The following is a 24,253-nucleotide window of genomic DNA, read 5'->3' on the forward strand; positions in this document are numbered from 1 at the left end:
GAGCAGCATGCGGTTACGCGCTTTCAGTGATACCTCCGCCGGGGACGAACCAAACAATTGTTAAGTTCGGCACCCAATGTTGAGTCCGCGTTGAGCAGAAGCCAGATCCTGTGGATCGTCTCGTGGGGATTCTGGCAATTTTCAAAATGGTCGCTCAGGACCAGATCGATCGCGGCTTCAATTGTCAGTGTTTTGCCTAGAGACATTTCCGTGCTTTCGAATTCCAATGAACCGACATCAATGGGCCGAAGCTGCATTCGTTCCTCCCGGAAATATGCGCGTATTTAGGCACATTTTCGGGGGTCGATCGTTGGTGCGCGCAACAATGGAAGCATCAATGACATCGCCAAGCCTTGCCGAGAAGTTTCGCAACCTGATCCATCAAACCGACTTTCCGTGCGTCGGCGCCAAATCCGCCCTGGCAAAGGGCACACTGGACGTGCTGATTGCGCGCGACATGACATCCAACTGGGACGACCGCCGCATCTACGACGGCATTACCCGCATTGCGCGGTCGTATCGCAGTGACCGCGAACTCTTTCAGAGTTTCGCGGTGATCTTCGAGGGGCCCGTCGACCTGGACGAAACGGCATTCGAGAAATTTCTGTGGGCGCGCGCAGAAAGTCTCACCAATAAGGATGCGTGGCTGGGAACGTCGCGCGACACCCGTGTCAGCAGCGATCCGGAGGACCCGCACTTTTCGCTGAGTTTTGGTGAGGAAGCTTTTTTCATTGTCGGACTGCACCCGCGCGCCAGCCGGCCGGCGCGCCGCTTTGAACGGCCGGCGCTGGTTTTCAATCTTCACGACCAGTTCGAGCAGCTGCGCGAGCAGGGCCGATACGAACGGATGCGCGCCAAGATCATCGAAAGAGACGTGGCGCTGGCGGGCTCGCCCAACCCGATGCTGGCACGGCACGGCACGATTTCCGAGGCGCGGCAATACAGCGGCCGCAACGTCGCCGAACCGGGATGGGTTTGTCCCTTCAATCCCGTGGAGCGCCCGTGATGGATCCCACACTCATTCCGCCGCGCTCGGGAACGGCATTTCGGCTGGCCCGCGGTGAATCGCTGACCGTGATCGATCCGCAGGGGCAACAGGTGGCGGATCTCGTCGCATTCAGCGCAACTGACCTGCGTGAGGTCATCTCGTCAGGCCGAAGCCTGGATTACGCCAGCAAGCTGTACCTGACCGAAGGTGATCCCATCTACTCCAACCGCAGCAATGTCATGCTGCGCATCGTCGAGGACACAGTTGGACGGCATGACTTCCTGCTGACGCCCTGCTCCAAGGACACGTTCAGGATCATCTATCATGATGAAGACCCGCACCCGGGATGCTTTGGAAATCTCGCGACCGCGTTGGCGCCGTTCGGAATCGAACCGGATCACATACCGGTTGCTTTCAATTGCTTCATGAATGTGGTGATCCAGCCTACTGGCACCTTCACCGTGGAAGCTCCCATCAGCAAGAGCGGCGACTTCATCAGGTTCAGGGCCGAGATGGATCTCGTGATCGGCCTGACGGCATGCTCGGCCTTGCAGTCCAACAACTACGCTTTCAAGCCGATTGCTTACGTCGTCGGCTGAGGTAGCCACCCAGAGCAGCACGCGGCACGAAAAAAGCCCCGTCGCTAAACCGGGCTTCAACCCGTGATGGACGCCAGCCTTGAGCGCTATCGCCTGAGCAAGGCATCGGCGCCGATCTATCCCTCAAACGCCTCTGCCGAAGCGCGGCCGGCGCGCGCGACCAGCTTCTCGTCGGGCGCGGGCAGCGCCTTGCCGTTATCGCGAAAACGGTTGGTGATGGGATAGCGGCGGTCGCGGCCAAAATTCTTTTCCGTCACCTTGACGCCTGGGGCTGCCTGCCGGCGCTTGTATTCGGCGAGGTTGAGCAGCCGATCGATCCGCGTCACCATTTCGGCCGGGAAGCCAGCGGCGATGATCGTCGCCAGCGGCTCCTCGCGCTCCACCAGGCGCTCGAGAATTCCGTCGAGCATGTCGTAAGGCGGCAGCGAATCCTGGTCGGTCTGGTTCTCGCGCAACTCAGCGGTCGGCGGGCGGGTGATGATGTTGACCGGGATCACCTCGCCCGACGGACCGAGCGCGCCGTCCGGCTTCCATTCGTTGCGCAGGCTGGAGAGCCGGAACACCTCGGTTTTGTAGATGTCCTTGATCGGATTGAAGCCGCCGTTCATGTCGCCATAGATGGTGGCATAGCCGACCGACATTTCCGACTTGTTGCCGGTCGTGACCACCATCGCGCCGGTCTTGTTGGAAATCGCCATCAGCAGCGTGCCGCGGGTACGCGCCTGCAGATTTTCCTCGGTGATGTCCCGCGGCAAACCGGCAAAGGGTTTTGACAGGATCTTTTCAAATCCGTTCACGGCGTCGGCGATCGGCAGCACTTCGTAGGGAAAGCCGAGCGCCTTGGCGAGTTTGGCGGCGTCGTCGAGCGAGACCTGCGCGGTAAACCGGAACGGCAGCATCACGCCGCGGACCTTGTCGGCGCCGAGCGCGTCGACCGCGATGGCCGCGCACAGCGCGGAATCGATGCCACCGGAAACGCCAAGCAATACGCCCGGAAAGCCGTTCTTGCGCACGTAGTCGCGCAGGCCCAGCACGCAGGCCGCATAATCGCCCTTGTCGCCCTCCAGCAGCGGCGCAACCGGTCCGGCGCAGCGCCAGCCGTCAGCGGTCTTGGTCCAGTGCAGCGTGGTGATGTTTTCCTCGAATGCCGGCAGTTGCGCTGCAACGGAAAGATCGGCGTTCAGCGCGAACGACGCGCCGTCGAACACCAGCTCATCCTGCCCGCCGATCTGGTTGAGATAGACCAGCGGCAGGCCGCTCTCGGTGACGCGGGCCACCACGATCGACAGCCGCAGATCGTTCTTGTCGCGCGCATAGGGCGAGCCGTTCGGCACGACCAGGATTTCCGCGCCGGTCTCGGCGAGGCATTCGACGACGTTTTCGTACTCTTCGGACTCTTCGAGCCAGATGTCCTCGCAGATGGGAACGCCGACCCGCACGCCTTTGACCGTGACCGGGCCCGCGGCCGGACCGCGTGCGAACAGGCGCTTTTCGTCGAACACGCCGTAGTTCGGCAGATTGGCCTTGTATCGAAGGGCAGCGATGCGGCCCTGATCGAGCAGCGCGCAGGCATTATAAAGCTTGCCGTCCTCAACCCAGGGCGTGCCGATCAGCACCGCGGGCCCGCCGCCCGCCGTCTCGCGCGCCAGTGCCTCGACAGCCGCGCGGCAGGCCGACTGAAACGCAGGCTTCAGCACCAGGTCTTCCGGCGGATAGCCGCAGATGAACAATTCGGGCAGCACCAGCAGATCGGCGCCGTCGGCCTTGGCTTGCTCGCGCGCGGCGCGCGCCTTGGCGGCGTTGCCGGTGACATCGCCGACCGTCGGGTTCAACTGAGCCAGCGAAATTATGAACTTGGGTTCGGTCATACAGCAATGGTGCCCTGCACCAGAACAAACTGCAATCGTCTGCTTTAGAACGCGCCTATGCGTTCGGCGATGGCGAACAGCCAGAACGCGCCGGACATCAGGAGCGCGACGCCGACCGCCGCCGAGCCCATGTCCTTGACCCGGCCGATCTGCGGATCATGCTCGGTGGTGAGCCGGTCGGCGAGCTTCTCGATCGCGGTATTGAGAATCTCGACCACCAGCACGAAGGCCACGGCCGCGACCAGTTCCACGCGGCGCATCACGCTCGCGCCGACCAGCCAGGCCAGCGGCACCGACAGCGCCAGCGCCAGAAGTTCCTCACGGACGGCCTGCTCCGAGCGGATCGCAAAGGCGAGGCCGTTGCGCGTGTTGATGGTGGCACGCCAGAGTCGCAGCAAGTCAAAGCCCCGCTGCGGCCGGCATCGGCTTGGCCCCACGTTCCTGCTTCAGCAGTTCGGCGATCAGGAAGGCCATGTCGATGGATTGTTCGGCGTTGAGGCGCGGATCGCAAACCGTATGATAACGGTCGTTGAGATCCTCGTCGGTGATGGCGCGGGCACCGCCGATGCATTCGGTGACATCCTGCCCGGTCATCTCCAGGTGAACGCCACCGGCATGCGTCCCTTCCGCCGCGTGGATGGCGAAGAACGACTTGACCTCCGACAGCACGCGGTCGAACGGCCGGGTCTTGTAGCCCGAGGTCGAGGTGATGGTGTTGCCATGCATCGGATCGCACGACCAGACCACGACGCGCCCTTCCCGCTTCACGGCGCGGATCAGCGGCGCCAGATGATCGCCGACCTTGTCGGAGCCGAAGCGGTTGATCAGCGTCAGCCGTCCGGGCTCGTTGTCGGGATTGAGGATGTCGATCAACTTCAAGAGTTCATCCGGCTTCAGCGACGGGCCGCATTTCAGGCCGATCGGGTTCTTGATGCCGCGGAAATATTCGACATGGCCATGGTCGAGCTGGCGGGTGCGGTCGCCGATCCAGATCATGTGGCCCGAGGTCGCGTACCAGTCGCCGGTGGTGGAATCGACCCGGGTGAAGGCTTGCTCGTATCCCAGCAGCAGCGCCTCGTGGCTGGTGTAGAAATCGGTGGCGCGCAGCTCGGGATGGCTCTCGAGATCGAGGCCGCAGGCGCGCATGAAATTCAGCGCGTCCGAGATCCGGTCCGCCAGTTCCTTGTAGCGGCGCGACTGCGGGGAGTCCTTGAGAAAGCCGAGCATCCACTGATGCACGCTTCCCAGGTTGGCAAAGCCGCCGGTCGCGAACGCCCGCAGCAGGTTCAGCGTCGCGGCCGATTGCCGGTAGGCGTTCAACTGGCGCTGCGGATCCGGAATCCGCGCTTCCGGCGTGAACGCGATGTCATTGATGATGTCGCCGCGATAGCTCGGCAGCTCGACGCCGTTGATCTTTTCGGTGTTCGAGGAACGCGGTTTGGCGAACTGCCCGGCGATCCGGCCGACCTTCACCACCGGCAGCGCGCCGGCATAGGTCAGCACCACGGCCATCTGCAGCAGCACGCGGAAGAAGTCGCGGATGTTGTTGGCACCGTGCTCGGCAAAGCTCTCGGCACAGTCGCCGCCCTGCAGGAGGAAGGCCTCGCCTGCGGCGACGCGGGCTAGCGCCTTTTTCAGGTTGCGGGCCTCGCCGGCGAACACCAGCGGCGGAAAGGTGGCAAGCTGCGCCTCGACATCGGCCAACGCCTTGGCGTCGGGATAGTCCGGCACCTGCAGCACCGGCCTGCTGCGCCAGCTATCGGGCGTCCACCGCTCGGACATGACGTTAACTCCTGAGCAAAAACCGCAACTTACCGGCGGTAATGAAGGCCGGTTTATACACAGGCTGCGAGCGCTCCGCCAGTTAGATTTCCGCTAGCCCCGACAAGGCCTTGCGGCAAAAGCTGATTTCGCTTTTTGTTAGGCCGCTCACTAAACCTTAGATGGAGCATGCGGTGGCCGACCCGAGGCTGGACGACGTTTTCATCGACGATATCACGGTGCCCGCGACGGACGGATACTCACTCGCCGCGACGCTGTATCTGCCCCGGGGAGCCAAGCGCCACGCCGTTCTGATCAATTCGGCGACCGCCGTCCCCCGCAAATTCTACCGGGGCTTTGCCGGCCACCTCGCCAGACGCGGCTGCGCGGTACTGACCTACGACTATCGCGGCACCGGTGACAGCAGGCCGAAGGCGCAGGACGGTCAGGACCAGCCGAAATCGCTGGCCGGCTTCAAGGCCTCGATGTCGGACTGGGCGTGCCGGGATATCGTCGCGACGGTTGCCTGGATGCGCGAGCGCTACGCGGAGCTGCCGTTCGCCTATGTCGGGCATTCGTTCGGCGGCCAGGCGCTCGGCCTGCTGCCGAACAATTTCGAGATTCCGCGCGCGCTGCTGATCGCGGCCCAGGCCGGCTACTGGAAGCTGATGGCCTCGCCGGAGCGCTACCGCGTCTATGCGATGCTCAATCTTGTCGGCGTACCCCTCACCCGCGCGCTCGGCTACATGCCTGGCAAGGCCGGCCTCGGCATGGACCTGCCGAAGGACGCGTTTCTGCAATGGGTCGGCTGGGTGATGAGCCCGCGCTATCTGTTCGATTCCCGGCTGGGCGAATTGCAGAATTTTCCACGGTACAGGGGCGCCTTGCGCGCGATCTGCCTATCCGACGATCCCTGGGCGACGCGGCCTGCCGTCGAACTGCTGTGCTCGGGCTTTACCTCGATCACGCCGGAGATCGTCACGGTGACGCCGGCCGAGGCCGGCGTGAGCCGGATCGGGCACATGGGATTCTTCAGGCCCGAGCATCGCGACACACTGTGGCGGGATGCGGCGGAATGGATCGAGGCGGGGGAGTAGTTGCTTTCCTGCTGGGCGTCCTGAATTGTTACAAGCCAGAAAACCATTCTGGAGCCCCATGACTGACATCGGCAACGACACAGCGGGAATCCTGCTTGCTGAAGAAGAAGACCTCGTCCCGCGTCAGCAGAGCCTGATCGAGCGTCTTCCGCCGGCGGCGCGTGACCGGGTCAAGGCGTATGGTGAGGAGCAAAGCTACCAACTCGGCGAAACACTGTTTCGACACGGCGATCATCACGACGGCATCGTGATCATCGAGAGCGGCTTAATCCGCAGCTTCTACACCGCGCCATCGGGCCGGGAAATCACGCTGGCCTATTGGCTGCCAGGCAACTTTGTCGGCGGCCCCGACGTCTTTGGCGGCGGGGTCCACATGTGGACCGCGGTTGCGGCCCGGCGCAGCGTCGTCACACGGCTACCGGGTGCAGGCCTCCGAGACCTCGCGCGCGAAGTGCCTGACCTCGCGCTCGGCATCATCGACGCGCTTGTCTTCAAAGCGAGGTGCTACTCCTCGCTGGCGCAGATGCTGGGCACGCGCTCCCTGACCCAACGGCTGGCCCAGGTGCTGCTTCACCTCGCCCATACCTACGGCTTCGAAGAAGACGAAGCCGGCCGGGGCATCACCATCGCAGCCGCCTTCACCCACGCTGAGATTGCGAACCTGATCGGCGGCACCCGGCAGTGGGTAACGATCAGTCTCAACCGCCTGCAGAAGGCCGGCGTTCTCAGCCAGAAGCGCGGCCTGCTCGTGATCCGCCGCATCGATCTGCTGTCCTCGGCGGCCTCCGCGACCGAAGAGTAGCTGCAGCGAAGCCCTGATCCGCACAGGCCCGCCGCTGCCCAGCGAACCCCCAGAACGGCGGCGATGGAAATTATCTGACACTGCCGGAAAACACCCACATCCTATTGAATTATCAGCGGTTCTCGCTTCTCCGCAACCTCGCGCGGCGACGCACGGCGGTTGGCACATGGCTTGCGTAGTAGTCGACGGCGATGACCGGAGACGATGATGCAGTCGACCATCGAAATTGAACGAGCCGAGCTGACGACGATCGAACGGCGCGTGTTGGACCGCATTACCGAACAAGCGTGGCTCGACCTGACCTGCGAGCTGGTGCCGGCAGGCCAGCCGGAGGCGGAGAACCCGCTGGATCCCGACGAGGCGCCGGCGCGCGAAGAAGGCGCGGCCCATTTCATCGCCGACAAACTGACCGACATGGGATTCGAGGTTTCGTTCCACACCAAGCGTGAGGGCCGTCCCAATGTCGTGGGCGTCCTCGAAGGCACCGGCGGCGGACCCTCCCTCATTCTAAACGACCACCTCGATACCTATCCCGCTGGCGACTGGAACGCCTGGACCATGACGGGCGGGCATCCGTTCCGTCCCACGCGCCATGGCAACAGGCTGTACGCCCGCGGCACGTCGGATACGCGCGGGAATCTCGCCTGCACGCTGTTGGCTGCGCGCGCGATCCGCGAAGCCGGCGTCGCGTTGCGGGGAACGCTGAAATGCGTCTACACCGCCGACGAGGAAAAAAACGGGCCGGACGGTTCGATTTTCCTGCTCGACGAATGCGGCCTCGACGCCGATTACACGATCGTCTGCGAACCGACCGGCTGGACCAGGCCCGACGGCAGCTGGGGGATGGGTATTGCCGTCGCCAATGGCGGCAACTTCCTGGTCGAAATCGAAACGCGGGGAATCAAGACCCATATCTGGCGACCCGATACCGGCATCAACGCCATCGGCAAGATGGCGCGCCTGCTCGCCGCGTTCGAGACGATGACATTCACCCACACGCCGGCCAGACTTGCCGGCGGCACGCCGCCGACGGCTTCGATCGTGCGCATGCAGGGCGGCGTACGACGCGAAATGCAGTTTACGCCCGATATCTGCCACGGGGTGCTGGCGGTCGTTGGCATTCTGCCCGGCATGACACGCGAGAGCGTGATGGCCGATATCCAGCGCGTCATCGATGCCTGCATGAAAGCCGATCCGGATCTGAAGGCAACCGCGCGGCCCTACCCCGGCGCGCTGTTCGTCGACGGAACGCTGGAGCAGGACGAACTGGCCGACCCGACGGCCGCACTGGGGCGCAGCTACCGCCGCATCCTCAAGGAAGCGCCGGCCTTCTATCGCAAGAACGCCTTCAACGACACCATTCGCTTTGCCGAACGCGGACGCGCCGCCATCACTTTCGGTCCCGGCGAGGACGGCTGGCCTCCCGTCAATGAGTACATCCACATCGACAAGGCGGTCGCCGCCACCAAGATCCTTGCCCTTGCCGTCCTCGAATTGCTCGGGACAGCGGAATGACTTTGACCCACCTTTCACCGCCGCACGGAGATTTCATGACCAGACTGACCCGCAAGCTTGGACTCGTCGCCGGCTTGATTCTGACGACGCTCGGCGTCGCTTCGGCGCAGGAGCTGAAGCCGATCCGCATTGGATTCCAGAGCGGCGAAATCAACGTCCTGCTGTCCTACGCACTCGGCTCCGGCCTGTTCAAGGCGAACGGCCTCGACGTGAAAGTCTCGCAATTTCCGGCCGGCCCGGCGATGCTGCCGGCGCTCGCCGCCGAGGAAGTTGATCTGGCATGGATGGGTGAATTCCCGGCGGTGACGGGCTATTCGAACGGCCTGCCGATCCAGATCCTGTTCATGGAACGGATCGACGCCACCAATGTGCGCCTCGTCGCCAATCCCGCCGGCGGTATCGCGGCGCCCGCGGACCTGAAGGGAAAGCGCGTCGGTGCCGCCATCGGCTCGACCAGCCACTACCACCTGCTGCGGGCGCTGTCGCAGGCGAACCTGAAGGCATCCGACCTCACGCTGGTTAACCTGACGCCGGCCAACATGCCGCCGGCCTACATCGCCGGGCAGATCGACGCCGCGTTCGTATGGGAGCCGAATGCCGGTGTCATCGAACGCGCCGGAGCCAAGCCGATCGCGACCACCAAGAGCCTCGGCATGATCACCGGCGGCGTCTGGGTCACCCGCAAGGCGTTCATCGGCGGCAGCCCCGACACTCTGCAGCGCTTCCTCAAGACGTGGGACCAGGCGCAGCAGGATTACAAGGCCAAGCCCGCCGAGGTGCGCCAGTACGAAGCCAAGCGGATCGACATGGCGCCGGCGCAATTCGACACCCTCATCGAAGGCCAGACCGTCGCTCATCCGACGCTGGAGCAAACATTGACCGCCGACTTCCTCGGCGCGCCGGGCCAGGAGCTGAATTCGCGACTGATGAAGCATCTGCAGGGGATCGGCGCTTTCCTCCTCGAAGAGAAGCGCATCCAGGCGCTGCCAGGTGACTGGACCGGCCTGTTCGATACCAAACCCATCCAGGCCTATCTCGCGAGCCGCAAGTGAGTATGCCGGCGCCTGTCATCGCCCTCGTATCGCGCGATGGCTCCGAGCGCGGACACGAACCGATGGATTCCCCGGCGCCGGTCCGACCGATCCTCAAGTTCGAGAAAGTCGGATTTCAATACGATGGTCGCGCCATCATGCGGGACGTTTCGTTTGCGATCCGCCCCGGCGAACTCGTCGCGGTGCTCGGGCCCTCCGGCTGCGGCAAGACCACCATCCTCAACATGGTGGCGGGATTTCTCCAGCCGACCGAAGGCGCCGCCATCATCGATGGCCGGGAGATCACCGGTCCGGGGCCGGATCGCGGCGTGGTGTTTCAGGCCGCCGCGCTCTACGACTGGATGACGGTCGCGGACAATATTTCCTTCAGCCTGCGCTGCGCCGGTCGGCCGAAAGCCGAGCGACGCCGCGTCGCGGAGGAAATGGCGGCGCTGGTCAATCTCACCGGTTTCAAAGACGCCTATCCCTACCAGCTGTCCGGCGGCATGCGGCAACGCGTCGGGTTGGCAAGAGTGCTCGCCGCGAAACCAAAAGTCATGCTGATGGACGAGCCGTTCTCGGCGCTCGACGTGCAGACCCGCGAAGCCCTGCAGGAGGAAGTTCTGCGGATTCGCGACCAGACCGGCTGCACCATCCTGTTCGTCACCCACAGCATCGACGAGGCGGTATTCCTCGGCGACCGGATCTTCCTGCTTACCGATTTGACCGACGGCGCCTACGACGAATTCGCGATCGACCTGCCCTCGCCGCGGGCCAACAGCGAAAACCGGCTGCACCCGACCTTCATCCGCCTGCGCGAGACGATCTACCGCAAGATGCGCCATTGAACGCGAAACTCTGCAGCGAGGCTCCCATGATCTCGGCAAAATCCCAGGCGAAGCGGCGCTACATCGCGCTGGCGATCCTGTCGCCGCTCACCATCCTGTTCGTTTGGACCCTGCTGACGGCCAACGGCTCCGTGAAACCCATCATCCTGCCCTCGCCTGCTGCGGTGACTGCGAGCTTCCTCGACATGGTCCAGCGCGGCTATTCCGGCGTCGGTATCTGGACTCATATCGCCGCGAGCCTTGCCCGGGTCGGCATTGCTTTCTTCACGGGCGCGACGCTCGGCGTCGCCATCGGCCTGTTGCGCGGCCGGATCGCGGAGATCGACGCGCTGTTCCTGGTACCTTCCGAAATCGTAAGACCGATACCGCCGCTCGGACTCATTCCGCTGTTCATTCTGTGGTTCGGCATCGGCGAGACGTCAAAAATCCTGCTGATCTTCCTGTCGGTCTTTCTCATCATGATGGTGAACGCGCAGGCCGGTTCTCGCTCATGCGCCGTCGATGCGTTGCGCGCGGCCCAATCGATGGGCGCCGGCCGCTGGCAGATTTTCCGCTTCGTGGTGCTGCCCTCGGCGCTGCCGCAGATCATGACGGGACTGCGGGTTTCCATGGGCACGGCGCTGACCATTCTCGTCGCCTCCGAACTGCTCGGTGGCGACCGTGGCCTGGGGTTCATCATCCTCGACGCATCGAGCTTCTTCCGCACGACTTACGTCTTCGCCGGCATCATCCTGATCGGCTTCATCGGGCTTGTCAGCGACCGCACCATCGCGTTCCTCGCCCGACGGATCGTCCATTGGGAGGGTCGGCAGTGAGTTGGTCTTGGTACACACGACCAGCCTGATGATTCATCCATACTGACAACGGCCGCCATGACCGATCTCGATTCCATACCGCTGAACTTCGCATCGGTACGAAAGGCATCAGCCGCGGTGCAAAGCCCCGCGCACTCGTTGCGGAAAGTTACCGGCGCGCCATGACCGCGCGAGAAGGAATTTCACCTCGCTTGTCCCGGAGCAGGATGTCATGAAGCGCGTAGCGGACCTGCAGCGGCGGGCCCATGCCGGCGAGCGCCTTCCGTTGCTGGGGCTTGCATTCGCGGTCAAGGACAACATCCCCGTCGCCGGCATGGCGACGACAAGTAACTGCCCGGCGCTTTCCATCATGCCCGAGGAGACTGCCCCGGCCGTCCGCACTCTGGAGGACGCTGGTGCGGTTCTGACCGGCAAGAATACCATGGACTGGCGCGCGCGGCCCGGAGCTGCTTTGCCGCAACGCGATCGATTCGGCCTACATTCCCGGCGGATCGAGTTCGGGGTCCGCCGTGGCAGTCGCCCGCGATATCGTCTCGTTCTCACTCGGCAGTGATACCGGCGGCTCCGCCGTGTCTCTGCGGCCTGCAACGGGATCGTCGGACGGAAACCCACGATCGGCCTCGTGAGTACGCGCGGCGTGCTCTACAACAGCCGGATATTCGACTGCATACCCGTCTTCACGCGATATTGCGCGGACGCCTACGAAATACCCGAACTGATCGCCGGCAACGATGCGCAGGATCCCTTCAGCCGGGTCGACGCGAACAGGATCGAACTCGGCGCCCGCCTGCCGGAGGCGCGCGCGTCCTCGCCGCCCCTGCCACGCAGGACAGGACGTTGCGCGCCATCGCCGTGCTCTTTGAAGCCGGTTCGTCGTCGTAGTCGCCCCATCATGGGGCGCAGCCTCCGTTTATGATGGATCGCTCTCTTGCGACGATCTTTACACCCGCCGAAACGCAATCGCGTTGGCGACCGAGCGTGGACGCGTGCGAACCGCGCCGCCATCATTGCCGCTATGGACGATCCACTGGCCGTCGGGTGTTTGGCCCGTGATGATCCCGACGTGATGCGACCAGACCACCACGACGCCGACTCCGGGGCCGCCGGCGTTGCTGCCTTCGCTGGCCCAGGCGCGCGCCAGCGCGAGGCGACGGTCCGACTTGCCGAGATAGTTACTTAGATAACTGCCGCACCAGGCGTGCGCGCGGTAGCCGTGATGCCGATGATGGGGACGCGCTTCGGCCTGGATGGAGCAGGCGAGCAGGAACGCGGACGCAACAACAAGAGGTTTCAGCATAGATACTCCAGATGACGCTGATGGGGGTACGAACGCCCGCCAACAGCGCCATGCGTGGGATCGTTCCTGCATGGCTGCCATTTCGCGCCGATCGGGCAATGGGTCGGCGGAACGCCACGCCAACGCGCAGCGATGCATCGCCACCAAAGGAACCCGACGGTTGCGGCCAGCAGCAGCTATTCCACGAAAGGTGGAAACCGCGCCTAGCCGGGCTTGCCCATCACATAGGGCTTCAAGACCGCGTACAGCATCGCGTGCGTCGGTGTCGGAACACCGAGCTGGCGGCCGAGTTCGACGACCTTGCCGTTGAGCCAGGGCAATTCGAGGCGGTTGCCGCGCTCGAGATCGAGCGCCATCGAGGCCTTCATGGCCGGCGGCGCATGGCCGATGAAATCGAGAGCCCTATCCACCGCGTCGGCCGGCAGCGCCACGCCTTTGGCTTTGCCGACTTCAAATACTTCCTGCACCGCGGCGCGCATGACCGGACGAATGTCGGGATCATCCCGCAACTCGCCAAGCGGCCGCCGCGTCGCCGCCGTGATCCCGGCATTGGTGGTCAGCGGGATGAACTTCATCCAGAGCTCGGTGAGGATCTGCTCGCTCAACGTCGCATCGAAGCCCGCCTTCTGGCACAGCGCGAGAAAATCCTCGGCGCGCCGGCTGCGCTGGCCATCGAGTTCGCCAAAGATCATGCGCATGAAGGTGCCGACCTGCTGGATCACGCCGGGCGCGGTGATCGACGCACTGATCTGCGCCACGCCGCCCATGACGGCGTCGCGGCCAAGGATCGGCAGCAGCCGCTCGGCCGCGTCGATGCCGTTCTGCAGCGGGATCACGGCCGTGCCGAGGCCGACCAGCGGCTTGATCGCCTCGCCCGCGCTTTCGACGTCCCACAATTTGACGCAGAAAAGCACGATATCGACCGGGCCGATCCCGGCGGGATTTTCGGTCGCCTGCGTTGGCACCAGATGGGTGTCGCCGCGCGGGCTTTGAATTTTCAACCCGTCGCGCTTCATGGCGGCGAGGTGCGCGCCGCGCGCAACAAAGGTAACGTCAGCGCCGGCCTTCGCGAGCGCCGCGCCGAACCCGCCTCCGACGCCGCCCGCGCCGATAACCGCAATACGCATGATTACCTCAGTTCGTAGGGTGGGCTGAGCGAAGCGAGCCCACCATTCGAGCCCCCGTGCGCGGATAGATGGTGGGCATGTCGCTTCGCTCCTCTGCCCACCCTACGCACCGCGCAGCTTCACTTACCGTAACTATAGAACCCCTGCCCGGTCTTGCGGCCGAGATGGCCGGCGGCGACCATTTCCTTCAGCAGCGGCGCAGGCCGGTACTTCGGATCGTTGAAGCCTTCGTAGAAGACCTCCATCACCGACAGCATCGTATCCAAGCCGATCATGTCGGCAAGCGCCAGCGGGCCGATCGGATGGTTGCAGCCGAGCTTCATGCCGGCGTCGAGGTCTTCCGCCGTCGCGATTCCTTCCTGCAGCGCGAAGATCGCCTCGTTGATCATCGGGCACAGGATGCGGTTGACCGCAAAGCCCGGGCTGTTCTTCGCCGTGATCGCCACCTTGCCGACCTTCCTGGCAAACGCTTCCGCCTTGGCGTGGGTATCGTCCGAGGTCTGCAGGCCGCGGATCAATTCGAGCAGCGCCATCAGCGGCACCGGGTTGAAGAAGTGCATGCCGATGAAGCGGTCCGGCCGGTCGGTCGCGGCAGCAAGCTTTGTGATCGAGATCGAGGACGTGTTGGTGGCAAGCAACGTCCGCGACCCCACCTTGGCGCAGAGATCTTTCAATATCTTGATCTTCAGGTCTTCGTTCTCGGTCGCGGCCTCGATCACGAGATCGCAGGTCGAAAACTTCGCCGTGTCCGTCGTCGTGGTGATCCGCGCCAGAGCGGCCTGCCGGTCGGCGTCGGTCATCTTCTGCTTGTTGACCAGCCGCTCCAGGCTGTTCGAAACCACCGACATGCCGCGGGAGAGCGCGGCATCGGAGATATCGCTCATGACGACGGGAAGACCGGCGGCGGCGCACACCTGCGCGATCCCGTTACCCATCGTGCCTGCGCCCACGATCCCAATCTGCTCAATCATCGCTCGTCTCGCTCCGTTGCTGAAAGCCGGGTTGCATCGTTAGCAGAGCGCGGCAGGCCCCGGTAGTGCGTTCCCCGCCGGTTCGACGGGTAGTGGGCAGACCGGGCCCAAAATTACGGCACGTGCCCCGACCTCGATTTCGGAACAATCAGACGGAGCCGGCCTTACCTAGTCGAGCCCTGCAATTCAGCCCACGAGACAAGCCCATGGACACGCTTCCCGTCGATCGCACGCTCAGCATCTATGAAACCCTCGCCGATCGCTCGGTGGTCAGGGGTACAAGGGAGCGCCTCTCGAAGCACCTGATGAAGATGTATCTCGAAGGCGAAAAGGACCCACACCGGCTGACCGTGCATGGCCTGTCATATCTTCGCGCGTTCGACCGGCAAATCGACTCGCAAAATTGAGTGGCGGAGTTTGCGCGTTGACGGTATCGCGCCACGCTAGCTCTTGAGCGCGGCGCGCTGCTTCCGGAGCGAGTTCCGGCGGGAGATTTTCGCTTTGACGGCGTCGACCAGTTGCGCCCTCGTCAAGCGTTTGCGCGGCGTGCGGTCCCGAACGTTTGCTTCAGAGCTTGCCGACGGCATCAGCGGCAGCGTGGGCTGCATCATGCCCAGCTGAAGCGGCTGGGTTCGCATCGGTCCCGTTGAGGATGGTCCAGGTTTAGCCATCCCTGTCAACGCGCCAGGGCGCGTTTTGTTCAAGGACGCGACGTGAAGATACCGCCCTACTCCGCCGCCTGCCTGACATGCCGCGCGGTCGGCGTCCGCATCGTCACCAGTTCCTCGGCGGCGGACGGATGCACCGCAATGGTGGCGTCGAACTCGGCCTTGGTCGCCTTCATCTTCACGGCAATGGCGACCGCCTGGACGATCTCGGCTGCAGCATCGCCGACAATGTGACAGCCGAGCACGCGATCCGTCGTGCCGTCGACCACGAGCTTCATCAGCACGCGGGTGTCGCGGCCGGACATCGTCGTCTTGATCGGGCGGAAATCGGTCTTGTAGATATCGACATGACTGAACGCCGCGCAGGCTTCAGCTTCGGTCAGGCCGACGGTGCCGACCTCGGGCTGCGAGAACACCGCGGTCGGGATCGTCGCGTGATCGACCTGGACCGGGCGCTTGCCGAACACGGTGTCGGCGAAGGCATGCCCCTCGCGGATCGCCACCGGCGTCAGGTTGATGCGGTGGGTGACGTCGCCGATCGCATAGATGTTGTCGACCGAGGTTTTTGACCAGCTGTCGACGGCGATGCCGCCGTTCGCCGGGTTGATGGCGACGCCGGCCTTTTCCAGTCCAAGATTGGCGACATTCGGGTGCCGCCCGATCGCGAACATCACCTTGTCCGAGGCGATGCTGGAGCCGCTCGACAGGTGCGTGGTGAATTCGTGGCCGTGCTTCTCCACCCTGTCGATGGTGCAGCCGGTGATGATCGTAATCCCCTGCTTCTCCATCTCGGCGCGGACATGCTTGCGGACGTCTTCGTCGAACCCGCGCAGGATGTTGTCGCCGCGATAGATCACGGTCACGTCGGAGCCGAAGCCGGCAAAAATGCCGGCGAACTCCAGCGCGATATAGCCGCCGCCCTGGATCACGATGCGCTTCGGCAATTCGGGGAGATGAAACGCTTCGTTGGAGGAAATCACATGCTCGATGCCGGGAATTTCGCGGCCATGGTTGGGCGCGCCGCCGGTCGCGATCAGGATGTATTTTGCGGTGACGTTCTCGCCAGTCATCAGGCGCAGCGTGTGGGCACCTTCCAGCACCGCGCGGGTCTTTGCGATGCGCGCGCCGGTCTTCTCGACGTTGGCGGCGTAGATGCCCTCCAACCGCGCGATCTCCTTGTCCTTGTTGGCGACCAGCGTCGACCAGTCGAAGGTGGCGCTCGGGATGGTCCAGCCGAAACCGGCGGCGTCCTCGATCTCGTGCTTGACGTGCGAGCCGATCACGAACAGCTTTTTCGGCACGCAACCGCGGATCACGCAGGTGCCGCCCATCCGGTATTCTTCGGCGACCATGACCTTCGCGCCGTAACCCGCCGCGATTCGGGCGGCGCGCACGCCGCCCGAGCCACCGCCGATGACGAACAGATCGACGTCGAACTCAGCCATGGTTCAGTCCCGATTGCTCTTTTGTTTGACGCGTTTTCTTTACGCGAGCCGGAAATCCACTTCGCTCGAAAACGCTACGGGCTCAGATTTCCTTGCCGCGCTTCTTCATCTCGGCGCGGAACTGGCCGTTGATGGTTTCGGCAAAGTTCTGCGCCCACTGGTTCATGTAGGACATGCTGAACTGGATGGCGCGCGGTTCGCTGGCGAGCAGCTTCTGGCCGAGCGTCGACTTGTAGAATGTGACGAGGTCCTTCAGCTCCTGCTCGGTGAACTCGTTGGCGTAAACCTGCGCCATGCCGTCGCCGATTTCCTTCTCGCGCCCGGCGAGATTCTTCGCGACGATCTCGGCGACGTCGTTGAGGTCCTTCTGATAGTTCAGGTTGCTCTGTAGCAGCACGTTCTTGGTCTGCTGGACCAGATTGGGAACGGCGTTGGCGTACATCGCGCTCGCGTTCTTCATCGTCAGGATTTCCTTGGCGGCGGCGATGGCGGCCGGCGAAGCCGGCTTGAGCGGTGTGGCCGCGGCGGGCGCATTCTTCTGCTGCGCCTCGGCCGGAACGGCGGTCAGGGCCAGTCCCATTGCAAGGCCGGCCGCCGACAAAATCCGTGAAAGACTCTTCATTCCGATTCTCCTCGATTACCGGCGCTACCGCCGCTCAACTACGCGAATTCCCTGAGCACCTGCCAGGATGGCGGTGCTGGCCAGGCCAATGAACAACCCGTGTTCGACGACACCCGGGATCAGGCTCAACAGGCCCGCCAGACGGGGCGCATCCGTGATGCGCCCCAGATGGGCATCGATAATCCAGTGGCCGCCATCGGTGACAAAAACGTGGCCGTCCTTGCCCTTGCGGAGCCCCATTTGCCCGGAAACGCCGCTTTGGGCAAACGCGGCAGCGATGGCCCGCCGGGTGGCGGCCACCCCGAACGGAATCACCTCTACAGGTAGTGGGAAACGGCCGAGCGCATCGACCCATTTGGTGTCGTCGGCAATCACGATCATGCGATCCGAGGCCGCCGCCACGATCTTCTCCCGCAACAGCGCACCGCCACCGCCCTTGATCAGGTTGAGCGCGCCGTCGATTTCGTCGGCGCCGTCCACCGTGAGGTCGAGGCGGTCGATCGCGTCAAGCGTGGTCAAAGGAATCTTGCAGGCTTCGGCCTGGGCGCGGGTCGCTTCCGAGGTCGGCACGCCCACCACGTTCAAGCCGCCGGCGACCTTCTCGCCGAGCAGGTCGACAAAATGTTTGGCGGTCGAGCCGGTGCCGAGCCCGAGCTTCATGCCGTCCTGTACATGCGCCAGCGCCTGAGCCGCCGCCTGCCGCTTCAACTGGTCCATATCCACGTGCCGAGTGCCCTAAAGAATCCGCCGATCCGCGGGCGCATGTCTAGCGTCGTTTGGTCCTTGGGAACAGCACTTAAGGTGTTAGGTGAGCCGGATTATGGGGGTGAAACCGCGTCCATCGCGGCCGAAATGGCGGCGAAACGCCCCTCAACCTCGGCCCGCATGCCGGGATGTGTGAAATAAAGTGCACATCATTCCGGATCGCCGCGAGCAAACGCACGGCGACCGCGTCAGGATCGAGCCCGGCGGCGATCTGTCTGGCGATCGACCACGACGGCCACCGCCGGACTGGCGGGATCGAGCGGCTGTGACGGGCCATAGCGCACCGGTTGCGCCCGCTTTCGCCGACGCCAGTGAAGGCGGTCTTGCCGGCCAACTCCCGCATGGCGGTCCTGGCTGGATTTGAACTTCCCTACTTGCACGATGCCCGGCCTGACGATAGCCAATTCACATGCCCCTTCCCCGCACCATCGTCTTCGATCTCGACGGCACTCTCGTCGACACCGCACCCGATCTGATCGCCGCGCTCAATTACGTGCTCGGCCGAGAAGGCATGCCGCCGGTGCCGCTGCAATCGGCGCGCAACATGATCGGCGCCGGCGCCCGCAAGCTGATCGAGCGCGGGCTGGAGGTCGAAGGGCGCATGATGAGCGTTGCGGACGTCGATCGCCTCCTGAAAGATTTCATCGACTTCTATGCCGCCCACATCGCCGACGCCTCGCGGCCGTTCGAGGGCCTGGAAGCCTCGCTCGATGATCTTGCGGCACAAGGCTGCCGCTTCGCGGTGTGCACCAACAAGCTGGAATGGCTGTCGAAGCGCCTGCTCGACGAGTTGGGTCTGAGCGGACGGTTTTCCGCGATCTGCGGCGCCGACACGTTCGGGGTCTCCAAGCCCGACCCGATCATCCTGCAGCAGACGGTGGCGCGCGCGGGCGGCGATATGGCCGCGGTCATCATGGTGGGCGACGCCGGCCCCGACGTCGGCGTGGCACGGCGGGCCGGCGTTCCCGTGATCGGCGTCGAATTCGGCTACACCGACGTGCCAATCGCCGAGCTCAAGCCCGACCGGCTGATCGGCCATATGAAGGACCTGCCGGCGGCAGTGGAAAGCCTCATCAAGGCGTAACAATTTCGCCCAACTCTGTTGCAGCTCTGTTCTGGGCAACCTATGGTTCGCCTTGTGGCGGATTGCCGCATGCAATTCAGAGTGGTGGGTCATGCGACGTGTCATCGCGATTGCCGTCGTCGGAGCGGGCCTCGCCGGCTGCTCATCCTTTTCGTTCGATTCCTTCAAGTCGGCGCCGCCGCTGGTGAAGGTCGCCCTGGAATCGGCGCCACCGGGTGCGGAAGCGACCACCTCGCTCGGACCGGGCTGCAAGACCCCCTGCGCGATCGACCTGCCCGCACCCGACGCCGGCTTCTCCGTAACCTTCGCGATGGCGCGGTTCCAGACGGTAACCGTTCCGGTCCAGGTGATCCGCAATCCCGGCGATTTTGCCTCGCCGCCGACCACCATCATCGAGCCGAGCCCGGTATTCGCCGAACTTCAGCCGGCCGCGCCGCCGCCGGGGGCGCGCAAGCCGAAGCGTCCGAAAAAGCCGAAGCCATCCAAGGCGGCGACGGCGCCGGCCCCTGCTGACGCCCCCACGCAGCCCACCGCACGCTGAACCGCTCCGGCGGCTTGCGGATTGTAGCCGGCCCGGAAGGTGCCTAGATTATACCAGCGGCGTCGCGGGGCCCCTCGCGCCGAAACCAGCAAGGCAGGTTATGACCGGTTCCTCGTTGACTTCATCCGACCAACGGTTCCAGCCGATGGTCGATCCGTTCGGGCGGACCATCCGATACCTGCGCGTGTCGGTGACCGATCGCTGCGACCTGCGCTGCTTCTACTGCATGTCCGAGGACATGACCTTCCTGCCGAAAAAGGACCTGCTGACGCTGGAAGAACTCGACCGGCTGTGCTCGGCCTTCGTCGCCAAGGGCGTACGAAAGATTCGGCTCACCGGCGGCGAGCCGCTGGTCCGGCGTAACGTGATGACGCTGGTGCGTTCGCTGTCACGGCACCTTTCCAGCGGTGCGCTGGACGAACTGACGCTGACCACCAACGCGTCGCAACTGGCGCGCTTCGCGACAGAGCTCGCCGACTGCGGCGTCCGCCGCGTCAACGTCTCGCTCGACACGCTCGATGCGGCAAAATTCCGCGCCATCACCCGCTGGGGCGATCTCGACAAGGTGCTGGCCGGCATCGAGGCCGCGCGCGACGCCGGCCTCGCCGTCAAGATCAATGCGGTCGCGCTGAAGAACATGAACGAGGAAGAAATCCCCGCGCTGATGGAATGGGCGCACGGCAAGGGCATGGCGCTGACGCTGATCGAGGTGATGCCGATGGGCGATATCGGCGAAGGCCGCATCGATCAGTACGTACCGCTGTCGCTGCTGCGCGCCCGCCTCGCCAAGCACTACACGCTGTCCGACCTCGACGACGACTCCGGCGGGCCTGCGCGCTACGTCCGCGTGGCGGAAACCGGCGGCAAGCTCGGCTTCATCACGCCGATGACGCATAATTTCTGCGAGTCCTGTAATCGGGTACGGATCACCTGCACCGGAACGCTGCACACCTGCCTCGGTCACGAGGATGCCTCCGATCTGCGCAAGCCGCTGCGTGCCTCCGCCGACGACGATCTGCTGTCGGCCGCGATCGATCGCGCCATCGGGTTGAAGCCGAAGGGCCACGACTTCATCATCGACCGCCGGCATGATCGCCCGAGTGTTAGTCGCCACATGAGCGTTACCGGCGGTTGAAATTTCGGCGCCCGGTCAAGCCTTTCACGCAACCAATTGCCCTGAAATTCAGCTGAGCCCCAATTTCCATTCCCCAATTGACGCCGCCGCGCCGCGCTGAAATGGTGCGGGTGCTTTCACGCCAGCCCGGCCGGGACAGGCCGCTGCATCTTCCAGGTGCAGTCAGACGGCGGTAGCACGAGATGGGGGAGGACTATCGTTGCAATCGCTCCAGCGAATGAGCTGTGGTTTCGCGCGTGTGCGGCGCCGGGATAAAGCCGCGCTGCGACGGCTCCGTCTGCCTGGCGGGGGAAGCGACGCAATGTCCACGAATAGTCCGGCGCGTCGATGACGCAGCCGAGGAGAGCGTAATGCGCCCATTGCTGGCACTGAGTAACTCTATCGATTGGCTCAATGAGAAACTAGGCGGCGTCTGCAACTGGCTCGTGCTCGCGGCCTGCATCGTGAGCGCCGGCAACGCCATGATCCGGTACGCGTTCGGCTACTCTTCCAACGCCTGGCTCGAACTGCAATGGTACATGTTCGCCGTGTTCGTGATGTTCGGCGCCTCCTATACGTTCAAAAAGAACGAGCATGTCCGGGTCGAAATCCTGTACCTGATGCTGTCCGAGCGTGGCCAACTCAAGCTCGACCTGATCGGCACGCTGTTTTTCCTCATCCCGTCCTGCCTGTTGCTCAGCTATCTCTCGTGGCCGTTCTTCGTGCAGTCCTATGTCGTCGGTGAAACGTCGAGCAATGCCGGCGGCCTGCTGCGCTGGCCGATCAAGCTCGTCGTTCCCGTCGGCTTAGTTCTCCTGGCGCTGCAAGGCGTCTCCGAAGTGATCAAGCGCATCGCTGCACTGAAGGGATATGTCGTGATCGATGCGAAGTACGAGAGGCCGACCCAATGATCACGCTGGAGATGATGCCGCCGCTGATGTTCGGCGGCCTGATCCTGGCCATGCTGATCGGCTTTCCGGTGGCCTTCACGCTGGCCGCGCTCGGGCTGTCGTTCGGGTTCCTGTCGATCCATCTCGGCTTCTTCGACATGAACTTCCTGCAGGCGATCCCGGGGCGCATCTTCGGCAGCGTGCTTTCAAACGAATTGCTGCTGGCGATCCCGTTCTTCACCTTCATGGGCGCCATTCTCGAGCGCTGCGGCCTCGCCGAGGACATGCTTGATTCGATGGGCCAGTTGTTCGGCCCGGTCCGCGGCGGCCTCGGCTATTCCGTCATCATCGTCGGCTTCATCCTTGGCGCGATCACAGGCACCGTGGCGGCGCAGGTCATCGCGATGGCGCTGATCTCAATGCCGGTGATGCTGCGCTATAACTATAACGTCCGCTACATCACCGGCGTGCTCGCGGCATCCGGTACCATCACGCAGCTGGTGCCGCCCTCGCTGGTGCTGATCGTGATGGCCGACCAGCTCGGAAAATCGGTCGGCGACATGTATCTCGGCGCCTGGGGCCCATCGATCCTGCAGATCGCCCTGTTCGCCGGCTACACGTTCTTTCTCAGTATCTTCCTGCCCCATCACGTCCCGGCCGTGCCGAGGGACGAGCTCACGCTCCGGGGCTGGCCGCTCTGGCGCAAATGCCTGATGGGCATCATCCCGTCGGCCGTGCTGATTTTCGTCGTGCTCGGCACCATGATGCTCGGCCTGGCGACGCCGACCGAAGCCGGCGCGATGGGCGCCATCGGCGCCATCGTGCTTGCCGCCATCCATCACAAGGACCTCAGCGACAAGGGGCACAAGATGCTGCTCCTCGGCATCGCCGCCACCGGCGTCGCCGTGATCATCGGAATGCTGGTCGGCGAAGGCAAGCTGCTGAAGCTGACCTTCGCCGTGCTCTATATCGCCGTGGTCTGGCTCTGCCTCGAAGCCGTCCGCATTCCGGACCTGCGCGACCTGATCAAGCAGGGCTACGAGTCGACGATGCGGCTCTCCACCATGGTGGTGTTCATCCTGATCGGATCAACCTGCTTCTCGGTCGTGTTCCTCGGCGTCTCCGGCGGCGTCTGGCTCGAACACCACCTGACCTCGCTGCCCGGCGGCGTCTGGGGTTTTCTGATCTTCATCAACCTCTTCATCTTCTTCCTGGCGTTCTTCCTCGACTTCTTCGAGATCGCGTTCATCATCCTGCCGATGGTGGCGCCGATCGCGCAGAAGGTGCTGGCGCCCGTGGTGGGGGCAGATGCCGCGCTGATCTGGTTCGGCGTCATGCTCTGCGTCAACATGCAGACTTCGTTCCTGCATCCGCCATTCGGTTTTGCGCTGTTCTATTTACGCGGCGTAGCCCCCAAGGAAGTGAAGAGTTCCGACATCTACTGGGGGGCGCTGCCCTGGATCGGCTTGCAGGCGATCATGGTGGCGATCGTGATCGCCTTCCCCATCACGGTGACGGCTTTGCTCGACAAGCCGGTCGACGTCGATCTCAGCAAGGTCAAGATCGTGGTACCGGAGATCGAACTCCCATCGCTGGATTTCGGCCCTCCGAAGCAGTAACGAACGCCGACCGCGACTGGACGGCAGACGCGGACCGCCGATCCAAAGGGCTAATTCCCTTTCAATATCAACAAACTTCCAATTGACGAGACCCGCGCCCACTGGTTTGGTGCGGGGGCTTCATGCTAGCCCGGCCGGACAGGCCGCTGCGCCTTTTGGGTGCCGCCAAGACTGCAGATGCGAATTGGGGAGGGTTACCGTTGCAAGCGCTCTTGAAACTGAGCCGTGGAATCGACGCGTTCACAAGATGGACGGGCAAGCGTCTGGCGTGGCTGATTGTTCTGGCCGTCGTGATCTCGGCGGCAAACGCCATCATGCGTAAGACGTTCGACATTTCATCCAATTCATGGCTGGAGCTGCAATGGGTGCTGTTCAGCATCGTCTTCTTGATGTGCTCGCCATGGACATTGCTGGACAACGAACACATCCGAATCGATATCGTCAGCAACGCACTGCCAAAAACCGCGCGTGACATTATCGACGTCGTTGGACACGCGTTCTTTTTGATGCCGCTGTGTATCGTCATGATTGTCACCGGCGGCCCGTTCTTCATGCGCTCGTACGAGGTCAACGAGCAATCGGGCAACGCGGGCGGGCTTCCGCAATGGCCGGCCAAGTCGCTGGTCATCATCGGGTTCGCGTTCTTGCTGGTTCAGGGTTTTTCCGAGCTGATCAAGCGCATCGCCGTGATGCGCGGCCTTATTCCGGATCCGCACGCATCACAGGTGCACGCGCTCGAAGCCGAGGTCGAACACCTCGTCGAGGCGATCGAAAAACGCTGATCGC

Annotated in this window: 25 protein-coding genes and 1 pseudogene; 17 read left to right on the plus strand and 9 right to left on the minus strand. The window is 63.6% G+C overall.

Annotated features, from left to right (window positions below; all coding sequences use genetic code 11):
* Positions 1 to 337: 337 nt before the first annotated feature.
* Both gntA and QUH67_RS21970 read left to right on the plus strand, forming a co-directional pair.
* A complete protein-coding gene (gene gntA, locus QUH67_RS21965; RefSeq protein ID WP_300948129.1) occupies positions 338 to 1,006 on the plus strand; it encodes a guanitoxin biosynthesis heme-dependent pre-guanitoxin N-hydroxylase GntA in 669 nt (222 codons plus the stop codon).
* On the plus strand, positions 1,006 to 1,587 hold the full coding sequence (locus tag QUH67_RS21970; protein ID WP_300941158.1) for an urea carboxylase-associated family protein: 582 nt from the start codon (positions 1,006 to 1,008) through the stop codon (positions 1,585 to 1,587). The genes gntA and QUH67_RS21970 overlap by 1 nt, the downstream gene beginning before the upstream one ends.
* A gap of 116 nt (positions 1,588 to 1,703) precedes the next feature.
* Here QUH67_RS21970 and QUH67_RS21975 read toward each other — a convergent pair whose 3' ends face one another.
* Genes QUH67_RS21975 through QUH67_RS21985 form a run of 3 tightly spaced genes read right to left on the minus strand, consistent with a single transcriptional unit; the run spans position 1,704 to position 5,237 of the window.
* Entirely contained in the window at positions 1,704 to 3,455 is a 1,752-nt protein-coding gene (locus QUH67_RS21975) for an NAD+ synthase (RefSeq protein WP_300941159.1), read from the minus strand.
* Positions 3,456 to 3,499: 44 nt separating this feature from the next.
* Entirely contained in the window at positions 3,500 to 3,853 is a 354-nt protein-coding gene (locus QUH67_RS21980; RefSeq protein WP_300941160.1) for a diacylglycerol kinase, read from the minus strand.
* Position 3,854: 1 nt separating this feature from the next.
* Complete coding sequence (locus QUH67_RS21985; protein WP_300941162.1) at positions 3,855 to 5,237, minus strand: class II 3-deoxy-7-phosphoheptulonate synthase; 1,383 nt, start codon at positions 5,235 to 5,237, stop codon at positions 3,855 to 3,857.
* Positions 5,238 to 5,398: 161 nt separating this feature from the next.
* On the opposite strand from QUH67_RS21985, the gene QUH67_RS21990 reads away from it, so the two are divergent.
* The 8 genes and pseudogenes from QUH67_RS21990 (at position 5,399) to QUH67_RS22030 (ending at position 12,240) form a co-directional block, all read left to right on the plus strand.
* Positions 5,399 to 6,313, plus strand: a complete 915-nt coding sequence (locus QUH67_RS21990) for an alpha/beta hydrolase family protein (protein ID WP_300941164.1) — start codon at positions 5,399 to 5,401, stop codon at positions 6,311 to 6,313.
* A gap of 58 nt (positions 6,314 to 6,371) precedes the next feature.
* Positions 6,372 to 7,115, plus strand: coding sequence for a Crp/Fnr family transcriptional regulator (locus QUH67_RS21995; RefSeq protein ID WP_300941165.1), 744 nt, complete (start codon positions 6,372 to 6,374; stop codon positions 7,113 to 7,115).
* Positions 7,116 to 7,322: 207 nt separating this feature from the next.
* Entirely contained in the window at positions 7,323 to 8,630 is a 1,308-nt protein-coding gene (locus tag QUH67_RS22000) for a M20 family metallopeptidase (RefSeq protein WP_300941167.1), read from the plus strand.
* Between the two features lie 35 nt (positions 8,631 to 8,665).
* The gene (locus QUH67_RS22005) at positions 8,666 to 9,682 is read left to right on the plus strand and encodes a taurine ABC transporter substrate-binding protein (protein WP_300941169.1); all 1,017 of its coding nucleotides are present in this window, start codon (positions 8,666 to 8,668) and stop codon (positions 9,680 to 9,682) included.
* A 62-nt stretch (positions 9,683 to 9,744) separates the two neighbouring features.
* Positions 9,745 to 10,509, plus strand: a complete 765-nt coding sequence (locus tag QUH67_RS22010) for an ABC transporter ATP-binding protein (protein WP_300941170.1) — start codon at positions 9,745 to 9,747, stop codon at positions 10,507 to 10,509.
* Between the two features lie 26 nt (positions 10,510 to 10,535).
* Entirely contained in the window at positions 10,536 to 11,324 is a 789-nt protein-coding gene (locus tag QUH67_RS22015) for an ABC transporter permease (RefSeq protein WP_300941172.1), read from the plus strand.
* A 211-nt stretch (positions 11,325 to 11,535) separates the two neighbouring features.
* Positions 11,536 to 11,877, plus strand: a complete 342-nt coding sequence (locus tag QUH67_RS34995) for an amidase family protein (RefSeq protein ID WP_407080339.1) — start codon at positions 11,536 to 11,538, stop codon at positions 11,875 to 11,877.
* Positions 11,834 to 12,240: pseudogene (locus QUH67_RS22030) on the plus strand (amidase family protein). The gene QUH67_RS34995 and the pseudogene QUH67_RS22030 overlap by 44 nt, the downstream one beginning before the upstream one ends.
* Positions 12,241 to 12,264: 24 nt before the next feature.
* Here the strand turns inward: QUH67_RS22030 and QUH67_RS22035 are convergent.
* The 3 genes from QUH67_RS22035 to QUH67_RS22045 all read right to left on the minus strand — a co-directional run bounded on the left by QUH67_RS22035 (position 12,265) and on the right by QUH67_RS22045 (position 14,719).
* On the minus strand, positions 12,265 to 12,621 hold the full coding sequence (locus QUH67_RS22035) for a C40 family peptidase (RefSeq protein WP_300941176.1): 357 nt from the start codon (positions 12,619 to 12,621) through the stop codon (positions 12,265 to 12,267).
* Between the two features lie 203 nt (positions 12,622 to 12,824).
* Positions 12,825 to 13,748, minus strand: coding sequence for a 2-dehydropantoate 2-reductase (locus QUH67_RS22040; RefSeq protein WP_300941178.1), 924 nt, complete (start codon positions 13,746 to 13,748; stop codon positions 12,825 to 12,827).
* A 119-nt stretch (positions 13,749 to 13,867) separates the two neighbouring features.
* Entirely contained in the window at positions 13,868 to 14,719 is an 852-nt protein-coding gene (locus tag QUH67_RS22045; RefSeq protein WP_300941180.1) for a 3-hydroxybutyryl-CoA dehydrogenase, read from the minus strand.
* 206 nt (positions 14,720 to 14,925) lie between these two features.
* Between QUH67_RS22045 and QUH67_RS22050 the strand changes: the two genes are divergently transcribed.
* A complete protein-coding gene (locus QUH67_RS22050; RefSeq protein WP_300941181.1) occupies positions 14,926 to 15,126 on the plus strand; it encodes a hypothetical protein in 201 nt (66 codons plus the stop codon).
* Positions 15,127 to 15,446: 320 nt separating this feature from the next.
* On the opposite strand, the gene gor is transcribed toward QUH67_RS22050, so the two are convergent.
* The 3 genes from gor to rpiA all read right to left on the minus strand — a co-directional run bounded on the left by gor (position 15,447) and on the right by rpiA (position 18,177).
* A complete protein-coding gene (gene gor, locus QUH67_RS22055; RefSeq protein ID WP_300941182.1) occupies positions 15,447 to 16,832 on the minus strand; it encodes a glutathione-disulfide reductase in 1,386 nt (461 codons plus the stop codon).
* 82 nt (positions 16,833 to 16,914) lie between these two features.
* Positions 16,915 to 17,454 (minus strand): DUF2059 domain-containing protein, encoded by a 540-nt coding sequence (locus QUH67_RS22060; RefSeq protein WP_300941185.1) that lies wholly within the window; start codon positions 17,452 to 17,454, stop codon positions 16,915 to 16,917.
* A gap of 24 nt (positions 17,455 to 17,478) precedes the next feature.
* Complete coding sequence (rpiA, locus tag QUH67_RS22065) at positions 17,479 to 18,177, minus strand: ribose-5-phosphate isomerase RpiA (protein WP_300941187.1); 699 nt, start codon at positions 18,175 to 18,177, stop codon at positions 17,479 to 17,481.
* A gap of 451 nt (positions 18,178 to 18,628) precedes the next feature.
* Between rpiA and QUH67_RS22070 the strand changes: the two genes are divergently transcribed.
* The 6 genes from QUH67_RS22070 (at position 18,629) to QUH67_RS22095 (ending at position 24,249) form a co-directional block, all read left to right on the plus strand.
* Positions 18,629 to 19,303, plus strand: a complete 675-nt coding sequence (locus QUH67_RS22070) for an HAD-IA family hydrolase (RefSeq protein ID WP_300941190.1) — start codon at positions 18,629 to 18,631, stop codon at positions 19,301 to 19,303.
* Between the two features lie 91 nt (positions 19,304 to 19,394).
* Complete coding sequence (locus QUH67_RS22075; protein ID WP_300941193.1) at positions 19,395 to 19,844, plus strand: hypothetical protein; 450 nt, start codon at positions 19,395 to 19,397, stop codon at positions 19,842 to 19,844.
* A gap of 100 nt (positions 19,845 to 19,944) precedes the next feature.
* Positions 19,945 to 20,979: a GTP 3',8-cyclase MoaA gene (gene moaA / locus QUH67_RS22080; protein ID WP_300941194.1), complete on the plus strand. Its 1,035-nt coding sequence runs from the start codon at positions 19,945 to 19,947 to the stop codon at positions 20,977 to 20,979.
* Between the two features lie 350 nt (positions 20,980 to 21,329).
* Positions 21,330 to 21,869, plus strand: coding sequence for a TRAP transporter small permease subunit (locus tag QUH67_RS22085; protein WP_300941196.1), 540 nt, complete (start codon positions 21,330 to 21,332; stop codon positions 21,867 to 21,869).
* Positions 21,866 to 23,467 (plus strand): TRAP transporter large permease, encoded by a 1,602-nt coding sequence (locus QUH67_RS22090; protein WP_300941197.1) that lies wholly within the window; start codon positions 21,866 to 21,868, stop codon positions 23,465 to 23,467. The genes QUH67_RS22085 and QUH67_RS22090 overlap by 4 nt, the downstream gene beginning before the upstream one ends.
* A gap of 200 nt (positions 23,468 to 23,667) precedes the next feature.
* Positions 23,668 to 24,249 (plus strand): TRAP transporter small permease subunit, encoded by a 582-nt coding sequence (locus QUH67_RS22095; protein WP_300948131.1) that lies wholly within the window; start codon positions 23,668 to 23,670, stop codon positions 24,247 to 24,249.
* Positions 24,250 to 24,253 lie beyond the last annotated feature (4 nt).

The sequence above is a fragment of the Bradyrhizobium roseum genome, assembly GCF_030413175.1.
GTDB classification, from domain to species: Bacteria; Pseudomonadota; Alphaproteobacteria; order Rhizobiales; family Xanthobacteraceae; genus Bradyrhizobium; species Bradyrhizobium roseum.

Bases quoted from the DNA above. Each gene is read 5' to 3' on its own strand.
- QUH67_RS22035 (WP_300941176.1), bottom strand. From the start codon at position 12,621: ATGCTGAAACCTCTTGTTGTTGCGTCCGCGTTCCTGCTCGCCTGCTCC.
- QUH67_RS22010 (WP_300941170.1), top strand. From the start codon at position 9,745: ATGGATTCCCCGGCGCCGGTCCGACCGATCCTCAAGTTCGAGAAAGTC.
- QUH67_RS22050 (WP_300941181.1), top strand. From the start codon at position 14,926: ATGGACACGCTTCCCGTCGATCGCACGCTCAGCATCTATGAAACCCTC.
- QUH67_RS22000 (WP_300941167.1), top strand. From the start codon at position 7,323: ATGCAGTCGACCATCGAAATTGAACGAGCCGAGCTGACGACGATCGAA.
- QUH67_RS22060 (WP_300941185.1), bottom strand. From the start codon at position 17,454: ATGAAGAGTCTTTCACGGATTTTGTCGGCGGCCGGCCTTGCAATGGGA.
- moaA (WP_300941194.1), top strand. From the start codon at position 19,945: ATGACCGGTTCCTCGTTGACTTCATCCGACCAACGGTTCCAGCCGATG.
- QUH67_RS22070 (WP_300941190.1), top strand. From the start codon at position 18,629: ATGCCCCTTCCCCGCACCATCGTCTTCGATCTCGACGGCACTCTCGTC.
- QUH67_RS22045 (WP_300941180.1), bottom strand. From the start codon at position 14,719: ATGATTGAGCAGATTGGGATCGTGGGCGCAGGCACGATGGGTAACGGG.
- QUH67_RS22090 (WP_300941197.1), top strand. From the start codon at position 21,866: ATGATCACGCTGGAGATGATGCCGCCGCTGATGTTCGGCGGCCTGATC.
- QUH67_RS21970 (WP_300941158.1), top strand. From the start codon at position 1,006: ATGGATCCCACACTCATTCCGCCGCGCTCGGGAACGGCATTTCGGCTG.
- QUH67_RS22075 (WP_300941193.1), top strand. From the start codon at position 19,395: ATGCGACGTGTCATCGCGATTGCCGTCGTCGGAGCGGGCCTCGCCGGC.
- QUH67_RS21985 (WP_300941162.1), bottom strand. From the start codon at position 5,237: ATGTCCGAGCGGTGGACGCCCGATAGCTGGCGCAGCAGGCCGGTGCTG.
- gor (WP_300941182.1), bottom strand. From the start codon at position 16,832: ATGGCTGAGTTCGACGTCGATCTGTTCGTCATCGGCGGTGGCTCGGGC.
- QUH67_RS22005 (WP_300941169.1), top strand. From the start codon at position 8,666: ATGACCAGACTGACCCGCAAGCTTGGACTCGTCGCCGGCTTGATTCTG.
- QUH67_RS21975 (WP_300941159.1), bottom strand. From the start codon at position 3,455: ATGACCGAACCCAAGTTCATAATTTCGCTGGCTCAGTTGAACCCGACG.
- QUH67_RS21995 (WP_300941165.1), top strand. From the start codon at position 6,372: ATGACTGACATCGGCAACGACACAGCGGGAATCCTGCTTGCTGAAGAA.
- QUH67_RS21990 (WP_300941164.1), top strand. From the start codon at position 5,399: ATGGAGCATGCGGTGGCCGACCCGAGGCTGGACGACGTTTTCATCGAC.
- QUH67_RS22015 (WP_300941172.1), top strand. From the start codon at position 10,536: ATGATCTCGGCAAAATCCCAGGCGAAGCGGCGCTACATCGCGCTGGCG.
- gntA (WP_300948129.1), top strand. From the start codon at position 338: ATGACATCGCCAAGCCTTGCCGAGAAGTTTCGCAACCTGATCCATCAA.
- QUH67_RS22085 (WP_300941196.1), top strand. From the start codon at position 21,330: ATGCGCCCATTGCTGGCACTGAGTAACTCTATCGATTGGCTCAATGAG.
- QUH67_RS22040 (WP_300941178.1), bottom strand. From the start codon at position 13,748: ATGCGTATTGCGGTTATCGGCGCGGGCGGCGTCGGAGGCGGGTTCGGC.
- QUH67_RS34995 (WP_407080339.1), top strand. From the start codon at position 11,536: ATGAAGCGCGTAGCGGACCTGCAGCGGCGGGCCCATGCCGGCGAGCGC.